The sequence below is a fragment of the Bradyrhizobium sp. Leo170 genome, assembly GCF_004296405.1.
Lineage (GTDB): Bacteria > Pseudomonadota > Alphaproteobacteria > Rhizobiales > Xanthobacteraceae > Bradyrhizobium.
Genome location: NZ_PSRR01000361.1, coordinates 1 through 8745, shown reverse-complemented (window position 1 = coordinate 8745; position 8745 = coordinate 1). Strand labels below are relative to the sequence as shown.

Sequence of the window (8745 nt, the reverse complement as noted above, 5' to 3'; positions counted from 1 at the left end):
CAATCCGAAGCCTACGTCTCGACCTGGAACGTCAGGCCGGCGTGATCGACCAGCCGCTTGATGAGCTTGTCCTTCATCGCGGCGCCCGGCGTCCAGATGCCGGCAGGAACATCCGGCGCATCGCGCAGCAGGCAGATCGCGCATTCCGAGATCATCTTTGACGTCGACCCATAGCCGGGGTCACGATCGCCCTTCACCGCCGCACGCACCTGACGGCCGTCCGGCGCAATCGCGACGTAGAGGAGATCGTAGCGGCCGTTCTCGCGTTCTTCCTTCGAGGGCCCCTCGCCCGGCTTTGGCGCGTTCGGACCGGTCTTCTCGGCATTGAGGGCCATCACGCGCTTGGCGTTGGCTTCGCCTTTCTCACCCGCACCAGTCAGCACCATCTCGTCGTAGATGAATTCCTCGCCGTAAGAAAAATCCATCAGCATGTTGGAACGATGAACGTTGCGCGTATTGATCAGCGCCATCATGAACGGCGCCGCCCAGGACTGCAGGTCTTCCTCGTAAGCCGGCCTGTTGCCTCGCGGTTGTTTGGGGCCGGCAAATCCGGGCGTCAGCGCAAAGGGATCGTTCAGGATGGCCACGAGGCTGAGATCCTTGGCGACTGCTTCGAAGGTTGCCTTGGCGCTTGCCGCGGTGCCGCCGGAGAGCGTACCGCTGAGGTAGCGCACACGGCCCTTGACGCGGGATGCCGGCGCGCCGAATGTGCGTCTGGCCTCCTCCTGCACGAAGAACGCGCCGAGCTCGAACGGCACCGAGTCGAAGCCGCAGGAAAACACGATGCGCGCACCGCTTGCCTTCGCAGCAGCCTCGTGCCTATCGATGATCTGCCGCATCCAGACCGGCTCGCCGCAGAGATCGAAATAATCGACACCCGCTTCCACGCATGCGGCGACGAGGTCGTTGCCATAGAGCTGATACGGGCCGACCGTGCTGATCACCGATTTGGCCTGCCCAACCATGGCTTGCAGCGACGCGATCTCACTTGAATCGGCAACGATCAGCGGCGTGTCCGCAGGCGCGCCAATGGCGTCGCGCACCGCAGCAAGCTTGTCCTTGCTGCGCCCGGCCATCGCCCATGTCAGGCTGTCGCCCTTGTAATGCTGAGCGAGATATTCGGCAACGAGCTGGCCGGTGAAGCCGGTTGCGCCATAGATAACGATGTCGAACTTCGACGACATAGGATGACTTTCCCTGAAACGAGCTATTGCCCCTTCTTGTCATTGCAAGCGAAGCGAAGCAATGCATTTCACCGCTTGTGGAGGCGTGGATTGCTTCGTCGCTATCGCTCCTCGCAATGACGGCAGGAGTTCCTACTTCTTCGCATACGACACGCCCATGCCGGCACGCACGTCGGCCTGGATGCCGTAGGGCGCAATCGGATAGCGCAGGCCGTTCTTGGCGAGCTGTTTCATGCCGGCGATCGCCTTGGCAAGATCGGCCGGCGGCAGCGCCATCAGCATCTCCTCATCAGGCACGCCGCCATAGCGCCGTTCGGCGAAACATGGGAGCGACAACGACGGCTCGCGCGTCTTCAACGCCCGCCCCCAGGAATCCGCGCAGGCGGTCTCGCCAACCACGCCCCATTCGAACTTCTTGTAGCCGGTATATTGCAGCCCATTGATCAGGATGATCATCTGCCCCGGCGTCGCATAGACGAGGCAGATGTCAGGCGGATTGAGGCGGCCGCTGGAGAGCGGGCTTGCCACGATGGCCTTGTACTGGCCATAGGGCACCACATCCAGCGCCTCCTGGCGCTTGCGCGCATCTTCCGCGGTGCCATGCCAGACCCCGACATAGGATTCTCCCGCAAGCCATTTCTCGTCCTGTGGCGCGAGCCCGATCACGGCGCGGCATTGCGCGCCGACGAGATCATCGGCAGTGACGCCAACAGTCCAGCCAAGCCGCGAGGCCATGCTCACGATCTGGTCGGTGGTGTGGATCGCGGTCGGGCGCCGGATCTTCGGGATCGCCATCATGTCCTCGACCCGCTCGAACAGCTTCAGGCCGATCACGGTCGTCTTCAGCCTGAGCAGGCTGTTGAGATCGGCCACCATCGTGGCCGGATCGAATTGTTCCGGCGGTGTCTGCTGTTGCATGGCGTAAGTTCCCGGGCTTGTTTTGCCCGATCTTAGCCCGATCGACAGCTGGTTGCGACCCGCATTCTAAGGCGTGGACTCATTGAGGCGCGGCCACCGCCGCATCGATGCGAGGTTGCGTGCGCGGCAGCGATGCGGGCGGACATCGCCGACTTGCACGACATCACGACGGCGGATAGACGAGTGATACGCCGTCCTCGCGCGCCGCGGCAGTCATCCTGGCAATTTCAGCGCGCGCCGGTCCCATCAAGTGGAAGACATCTCGTCCATGGTGGAGAAGGTAATCGGCGACGAACCGTCGATGGCAACGCCACCAGACGGCTTCCGAACACATGATCGCGCACCTCCGCCCTAAGCTCAATTGCTCCAGTTGCGATAACCCCCTGCGAAACTCGTCAGAGAGCGCGTAGTCCGCATAGTTGTGGAAGCTCTGGTTGATCCAGAAGGCATTTACTTCGGGTGGCACCGTTTTCGATTTTGCTCGTCGGCCGCCAAGTTCCTCGATCCAGATATAACCGATCTGCCAAGCCGAAAGCGCCTCAGGTAGCTCATCGATATTGAACTGGGGGTTGGTTCGTGACCGCGGGAAGCTCCGGATGTCCACGACCATCCCGATCGAACCGACTTTCAAGAGTTCGACGAATTCGGCGATGCTGTGCGTCGCGTGACCGACCGTGTAGATGGGATTGATTTCGACCGGCATCATGCAAATGGAGATCGGACGGCGTTGCTTCACACGATGAAGATAGACCGTTAGAATGCGTTTGGTAGTGGCCTGTACTGCTCGCCAGACAAGGAGGCTGCGGATGGCGGAACGATTCAAGGTCGGCGATCGAGTCCGGTGGAACTCGGAAGCTGGGCATGTCAGCGGCACGATCGTCCGGGTTCATCTCAAGGATTTCAACTACAAGGGCTATACGCATCACGCGAGCCCGGAGTCACCGCAGTACGAGATCAAGAGTAGCAAAACGGACCATGTTGCCGCTCATAAGGGGGAGGCACTTACCAAGCTGTCTGAGTAAGCGGCTGATCGAGCCGACTGTGTTATCCCGCATCCCTACCGGATATACGAGTATATGTCCTAGTTGGTTGACGGCCCCGGCAGCAACGCGTCGGTTCGGCCTGCGGCACGATAGGCGATCAGGCCCATCCACTCGCGCACCGCAAGATCGGTCCGCGACAATCCATCGAGTGCGGTGTTCGTGAACCAGAAGACGTCGTTGCCCGTCCCGACCCGCCAGTCGACAGGATAAGGCTCAACCGGAAATCCCACCTTCCGGAACAGCCCAACCGATCGCGGCATGTGAAATGCTGAAGTGACCAGTAGCCAGCGCTCGCCCGGTTTCGGCGCCACCAGCGCCTTGGAGAATTCGGCGTTCTCCCACGTGTTGCGCGATTGCCGTTCCATGGTCAGCCGCGATTTCGCGATGCCGAGGCCTTCGAATATCTCCGCCACGTAATCAGCTTCCTTGGCGTCATTGGAAATCAGGTTGGCGTTGCCGCCGGAAAATACGACACGGGCATTCGGATATTTTCGCGCGAGCGCGGCCGCGGCGATGATGCGATCGGCTGCGTTACGCACGATCGGCGTATTATGTGACGCCGAAACGTCGGAATCGACCGGGCCGCCAAGCACGATGATGCCATTGGGCGCGCCCTCTGCGGGATTCCACGGCGGAAAGCGCGCCTCGAGCGGATAGAGCAACAGGTTTCCAAGCGGCGAGAACCCCGCCACGACAAGCAGCACCATCACCGCGACCAAAAGCTTGCGGCCAAGCGCGGCAAACCGCGTCGCGAGCAGGATTGCCCCGAGCACGCCGATCCCAATCAGGAAATTGCCCGGCAGCAGCATGACGCCGAGCGTCTTCGACAGCACAAAAAACACCCGCGGTGGCCTCCGATCCGATCAACGGACAGCGCCATAGCACAAACGGACCGGCATTCCATCTCGCGTGGATACGCATGGTGCTGATCCGCTTCATGGCCGCGGCATCGGCCCATACGATAATTTCCGCCGGAATTGATCTGGCAACGATTGATCTGACTGCAAAAGCCCATTCTAAATGCGATGCGCGTCACACGTTACATGCTCGCCCGAGAAATCCCATGACACACCATCATCTCCCTGCGAGCCCCGAGACCTGCCACTGGGGCTTCTTCGAAGCAAAACTCAAGCCGGTGCTCGCGATCAAGAGCGGCGACGAGGTCACCATCGACACCGTCAGCGGCGGCCCCGACGTGGTGCCCGACCGGACCAAATTTCACATTCCGCCGGAGCTTGCGGACATCCATGCGAGGTCCGAGCGGATGCTGCCGGGTCACATCCTCACCGGCCCGATCGCGGTCGAGGGTGCCGAGCCCGGCGATGTGCTGGAGGTCGATATCCTCGATGTCAGCCTGCGGCAGGACTGGGGCTACAACCTGATCCGACCGCTCTCCGGCACCCTGCCCGATGATTTCCATGAACCACGCATCCTCAACATCCCGCTCGATCGTGAGCGCATGGTCGGCCGCCTGCCCTGGGGATTGGAGCTGCCGCTGAAACCGTTCTTCGGCGTGATGGGCGTGGCGCCGCCGCCGGCCTGGGGTCGCATCACCTCGCTGATCCCGCGCGCGATGGGCGGCAATCTCGACAACAAGGAGCTCGGGCCCGGCGCCAAGCTCTATTTGCCGGTGTTCGTAGCAGGCGCGCTGTTCTCCTGCGGCGACGGCCATGGCGTGCAGGGCGACGGCGAGGTCTGCGTCACCGCGATCGAGACCGCGCTGCAAGGCCGCTTCAAATTAACGCTGCGCAAGGACCTGCGGCTCACCTATCCCCGCGCCGAGACCGCCGATCACTACATGACGATGGCGATGGACCCGGACCTCGACCAATGCGTGGTGCGCGCGCTGCGTGACATGATCGCGCTGCTTGGGGAAAAGCGGAATCTGTCGCGCGAGGATGCGTACACGCTGTGCAGCCTCGCCGCCGATCTGCGGGTGACGCAGACCGTGAATGGCTCGAAAGGTATCCACTGCATGATCGCGAAGGCGATCGTGCACGGCTGACCTGCCGCCGTCATTCCGGGGCGCACGAAAATGCGAACCCGGAATCGCCAGCGTGCTCTGTTTCGTGACCGCCGGATTTCCAGGTTCGATGCTAGGCTTCGCCCGGGAATGACCGATTGCCGCACTTGTGCTTCGCAAGCTGCGCTCGATACAATCGACCCGATACAATCAAACAACGAAAACAAGAACGACAGGGAGACACATGCTGAAAGAGAGATTATCGCCGGCGGAAGAAGCCGCCCGCGAACAGGAAATGCGGCAGGAGCTTGCCGCCTGCCCGCGCATCCTCGATCTGATCGCCCGCGGTCCGCTCGGCAATCCCAATGCGGAAAGCGTCATCTATCTGCGCTCGCCGCTCGATCCCAATCCGGTCATCCTCTCGAACGAGCAGCTCATGGGCTCGGTCAAAGCAGCGGAAAACTTCTTCCGCCGCGAGGGCATCGGCAAGGAGGATGCGGTCGCGATCCTGCTGCCGAGCTGCCCGGCTGCGATTGCCGCGATCTGGGGTGCGGCCGCCTGCGGCATCGCCGAGCCGCTCAATCTCCTGTTCACGCGCGAAGCCATCATCGCCCAGCTCAATGCCATCAAGGCAAAACTGTTGCTGGCGCCGCCACCGGGCATGCCGGGCGGGCTTTACGAGAAGATCGAGGGCCTGCAGCGCGACGTGCCCTCACTGAAGCGCATCGTGATCGTGCCGCTCGACGGCACCATCTCGTTCGATGGTGAGGTGCTCAAGCCCGATCCGGCGTGGCGCGACGATTACGGCCAGTCGAAGGATTTCTCCGAAGCCGACCGCGTCGCCGTGATGCTGCCGACCGGCGGCACCACCGGCCATCCCAAGGTGGCGCGGCTCACCAACCGCGCGATGGTTGCCTCCACCGTCTCCTCGCGGATGGCACTGGACTTCCGAAAGAGTGAGCGCTGCACGATCACGCTGCCGCTGTTCCATGTCGGCGGCCTGTTCTGCACTGTCGCCAATTGCCTGTCGGCCGGCGCGACCATGTTCATCCCCGGCCCCGCCGGCGCGCGCGATCCGGCGCTGATCACGAATTTCTGGAAGATCGTTGAGAAGTACCACGTCAACATCAACGGTAACGTGCCGACCGCGCTCGGGGCCATCGCCGGCGTCCCGGTCGGCGACGCCGATATCTCGTCCTTGCGCGTAACCGCCACCGGCGCCTCGATCTGCCCGCTGGAGATCGAGCGCCGCTATCTTGCGACCTGGGGCGGTCCCTGCATTCAGCAGCTCTACGGCATGACCGAGCTTGCCGGCGCCATCACCCACGACGTCCACGGCATCAAGCCGCGGCCCGAAGCCGTCGGCACCCGTAATCCGCTGGTCGAGCTTGCGATCCTCGCGGGTGGCAAGCTGCACACCAGCCCGTGGCCTTCGCCGGTCGGCGAACTCTTGACCCGTGGGCCGCAGGTCTTCGCGGGCTATGTCGACAAGAAGCAGACCGAAGACGCTTTCCACGACGGCTGGCTGCGCACCGGCGACATCTGCCGGATCGACGCCGACGGGTTCGTCTACATCATGGGGCGCGCCAAGGACGTCATCATACGCGGCGGCCACAACATCGATCCGCGCTCGATCGAGGACGCGGCGCTGCAATTTCCTGGCGTCGCGCTCGCCGCGGCGGTCGGGCGCCCCGACGCTTACGCGGGCGAGGTGCCGATGCTGTTCGTGTCGACCCAGCCCGGCGTCCAGGTCGATCCGCAGGCGCTTGCCGCCTTCGTCCAGGAGAACATCCCCGAGCCGCCGGCGCGGCCCCGCGCGGTCTCGGTGATCCCGGAAATGCCGGTGACGCCGGTCGGCAAGATCTTCAAGCCAAAGCTGCGCGAGATTGCCGCCGGAGACGCCGCGCGCGAATTGCTTGCCGCGGAAGGCCTTGCCAAGGAGGTGAACGTCGAAGCGATCACCGATCCGTCGCGCGGGCTTTATCTGCGCGTCAACGCTACGCCCGACAAGGCGGAGGCGGCCGGCCGGCTGCTGCAGAAATTCCCGGTGAAGGTCGAGGTGTCTCGCACCTCATAATTTCGAGCGCAGCATCAGCCTGGCAACGAACATGACGCTGGTCTTTCCGACCAGCGCCGTCCCACTCACCTGCGCGGTGTCGGCGGAATAGAGGCCGGTGAAACCGCAGGTCACATCGCGCCCGCCGAACAGCGGCAATACGCCGACAGATCTGGTGTGTTCGCTGGTGGTCAGCTCGCCGCGCCATTTGCCGTGATCGGCGCTGTAGGAGCCTGAGTAGTAGAAATACGAATCTCCGCCCGCGATCCTGCCGTCGTGCAAGACGATGACACCGTTGGCGCGGCCCTGCCCGCCCTCGGTCATCTCGATCTGAATGGTGTAAAGCCCGTTCGTTACTGTCATCGCGCCCGAATTCCCCGACGCATCATCATCGGCCCGGGCGACAGGAAGCAATCCCATAAATCGAAGAATCCATGCGCGTTTCGCCGCGCCCTCGCCGCCCGCCCCTGGGCGGTGCACACGGGGTGCGCGCGTTATCCCCAGGGCTGTCAGAAATTTTCTCGTTACTTCCCAATCGGATAGCTCACGAAAAGCGAATCAATTTGACTCGCCGGTGTAAAACTAAATAGAGTCTGAATAGATACTTTTCTGTACAGGCGTAAAAGGCTAGCGTTTTGCCATGGCCACGGAGAAAGCCGAGACCGATCGCATTCCCGTCACTTTGGCGCTCTCGACCATCGCTTACATGGAGAAGCTGGTGAGACAGGGTACCCATGGCACCAGCGTCCCCGGCGTCGCCCGGACCTTGATCGAGGAAGGCATCCGCCTCGCCATCAAGGATGGGTTGTTGTCGATCCGCGACAACGGTAAGCCGTGAAGCGAGGCGTCAGACGGTCCGGCTAAAGGGTGGTCAAGCCAACCCGGAAACTTTCCGGCAACCTGGGACCATCGCCATGACCGCCATCCTATCGATCTGGACCCCCGAACGCGTCGAACAGTTGAAGCGCTGCTTCGATGCCGGACTGACCTGCCGCGAGATCGCCGTCGACATCGGCGTCAGCCGCAACGCCGTGATCGGCAAGCTCTCCCGCCTCAACCTGACACGGGAGCCGCGCGACGACGCCGAACGGCCGGCCCGGAAGGCCTCTCCCCGCGCGCCGCGCGCAAGGACCGTGCGGCATCAGATCCGGATGTTGCAGGCCGAGTATGGCGAGGCGGCACCGGAGGAGCCGATCGCGAACGGCCATTGCTGTTCGCTTCTCGAACTCGACGAGCAGCGCTGCCGCTGGCCGGTCGAGACGCCTGACGCCAACGATTTCCGCTTCTGCGGCAACCGGCCGGTCGACGGCCTGCCCTATTGCGCAGGCCACGCCCGGCTCGCCTATCAGCCCAGCTCGCGCCCGCGCGTGGCGCGCGGTTAGTAAAGCGTTTTCAAGCGAAGTGGAACCGGAGCTCTAGCCGAGCCGCCAACCGACGTCCGCCTTGATGCGCTCGAAGAATTCCGGCGTGTAGGCCTGTTCCGGGGTCTGGCGCACGCGCTCGTCGAGGACATGGGCGTCCTCGCCGACCAAGATGCGCCAGCGATCGGCCTTGACGCCGTCGAGGATGATCCTGGCCGCG

General features: G+C 63.0%; 10 protein-coding genes and 1 pseudogene. 5 read left to right on the top strand and 6 right to left on the bottom strand.

From position 1 onward, the window contains the following. Window positions 1–11 precede the first annotated feature (11 nt). From CWO89_RS36780 to CWO89_RS36770, 3 genes are all read right to left on the bottom strand, one after another. A complete protein-coding gene (locus tag CWO89_RS36780; protein WP_130583273.1) occupies window positions 12–1184 on the bottom strand; it encodes a saccharopine dehydrogenase family protein in 1173 nt (390 codons plus the stop codon). A gap of 132 nt (window positions 1185–1316) precedes the next feature. Then, entirely contained in the window at window positions 1317–2102 is a 786-nt protein-coding gene (locus tag CWO89_RS36775) for a DUF169 domain-containing protein (protein WP_130583272.1), read from the bottom strand. Window positions 2103–2265: 163 nt separating this feature from the next. Then, window positions 2266–2925 (bottom strand): DUF488 domain-containing protein, encoded by a 660-nt coding sequence (locus CWO89_RS36770; protein ID WP_349644929.1) that lies wholly within the window; start codon window positions 2923–2925, stop codon window positions 2266–2268. Between CWO89_RS36770 and CWO89_RS36765 the strand changes: the two genes are divergently transcribed. Continuing rightward, window positions 2909–3124, top strand: a complete 216-nt coding sequence (locus CWO89_RS36765; RefSeq protein ID WP_130583271.1) for a hypervirulence associated TUDOR domain-containing protein — start codon at window positions 2909–2911, stop codon at window positions 3122–3124. The two genes, CWO89_RS36770 and CWO89_RS36765, sit on opposite strands and share 17 nt — an antisense overlap. 59 nt (window positions 3125–3183) lie before the next feature. Here CWO89_RS36765 and CWO89_RS36760 read toward each other — a convergent pair whose 3' ends face one another. Then, a complete protein-coding gene (locus tag CWO89_RS36760; protein WP_130583270.1) occupies window positions 3184–3987 on the bottom strand; it encodes a YdcF family protein in 804 nt (267 codons plus the stop codon). Window positions 3988–4208: 221 nt separating this feature from the next. Between CWO89_RS36760 and CWO89_RS36755 the strand changes: the two genes are divergently transcribed. Then, a complete protein-coding gene (locus tag CWO89_RS36755) occupies window positions 4209–5150 on the top strand; it encodes an acetamidase/formamidase family protein (protein ID WP_130583269.1) in 942 nt (313 codons plus the stop codon). Between the two features lie 202 nt (window positions 5151–5352). After that, window positions 5353–7185 carry an AMP-binding protein gene (locus CWO89_RS36750; RefSeq protein WP_130583268.1) on the top strand — a complete coding sequence of 611 codons (1833 nt, stop codon included), beginning with the start codon at window positions 5353–5355 and terminating at the stop codon, window positions 7183–7185. Here the strand turns inward: CWO89_RS36750 and CWO89_RS36745 are convergent. Beyond that, complete coding sequence (locus CWO89_RS36745) at window positions 7180–7527, bottom strand: GrlR family regulatory protein (protein WP_130583267.1); 348 nt, start codon at window positions 7525–7527, stop codon at window positions 7180–7182. The genes CWO89_RS36750 and CWO89_RS36745 overlap by 6 nt on opposite strands. Before the next feature lie 277 nt (window positions 7528–7804). On the opposite strand from CWO89_RS36745, the gene CWO89_RS36740 reads away from it, so the two are divergent. Continuing rightward, window positions 7805–8002: a hypothetical protein gene (locus tag CWO89_RS36740; protein ID WP_027580595.1), complete on the top strand. Its 198-nt coding sequence runs from the start codon at window positions 7805–7807 to the stop codon at window positions 8000–8002. A 76-nt stretch (window positions 8003–8078) separates the two neighbouring features. Next, the gene (locus CWO89_RS36735) at window positions 8079–8546 is read left to right on the top strand and encodes a GcrA family cell cycle regulator (protein WP_130583266.1); all 468 of its coding nucleotides are present in this window, start codon (window positions 8079–8081) and stop codon (window positions 8544–8546) included. A gap of 33 nt (window positions 8547–8579) precedes the next feature. On the opposite strand, the pseudogene CWO89_RS48400 reads toward CWO89_RS36735, so the two are convergent. Further along, window positions 8580–8745: pseudogene (locus CWO89_RS48400) on the bottom strand (short-chain dehydrogenase); the annotation flags it as partial.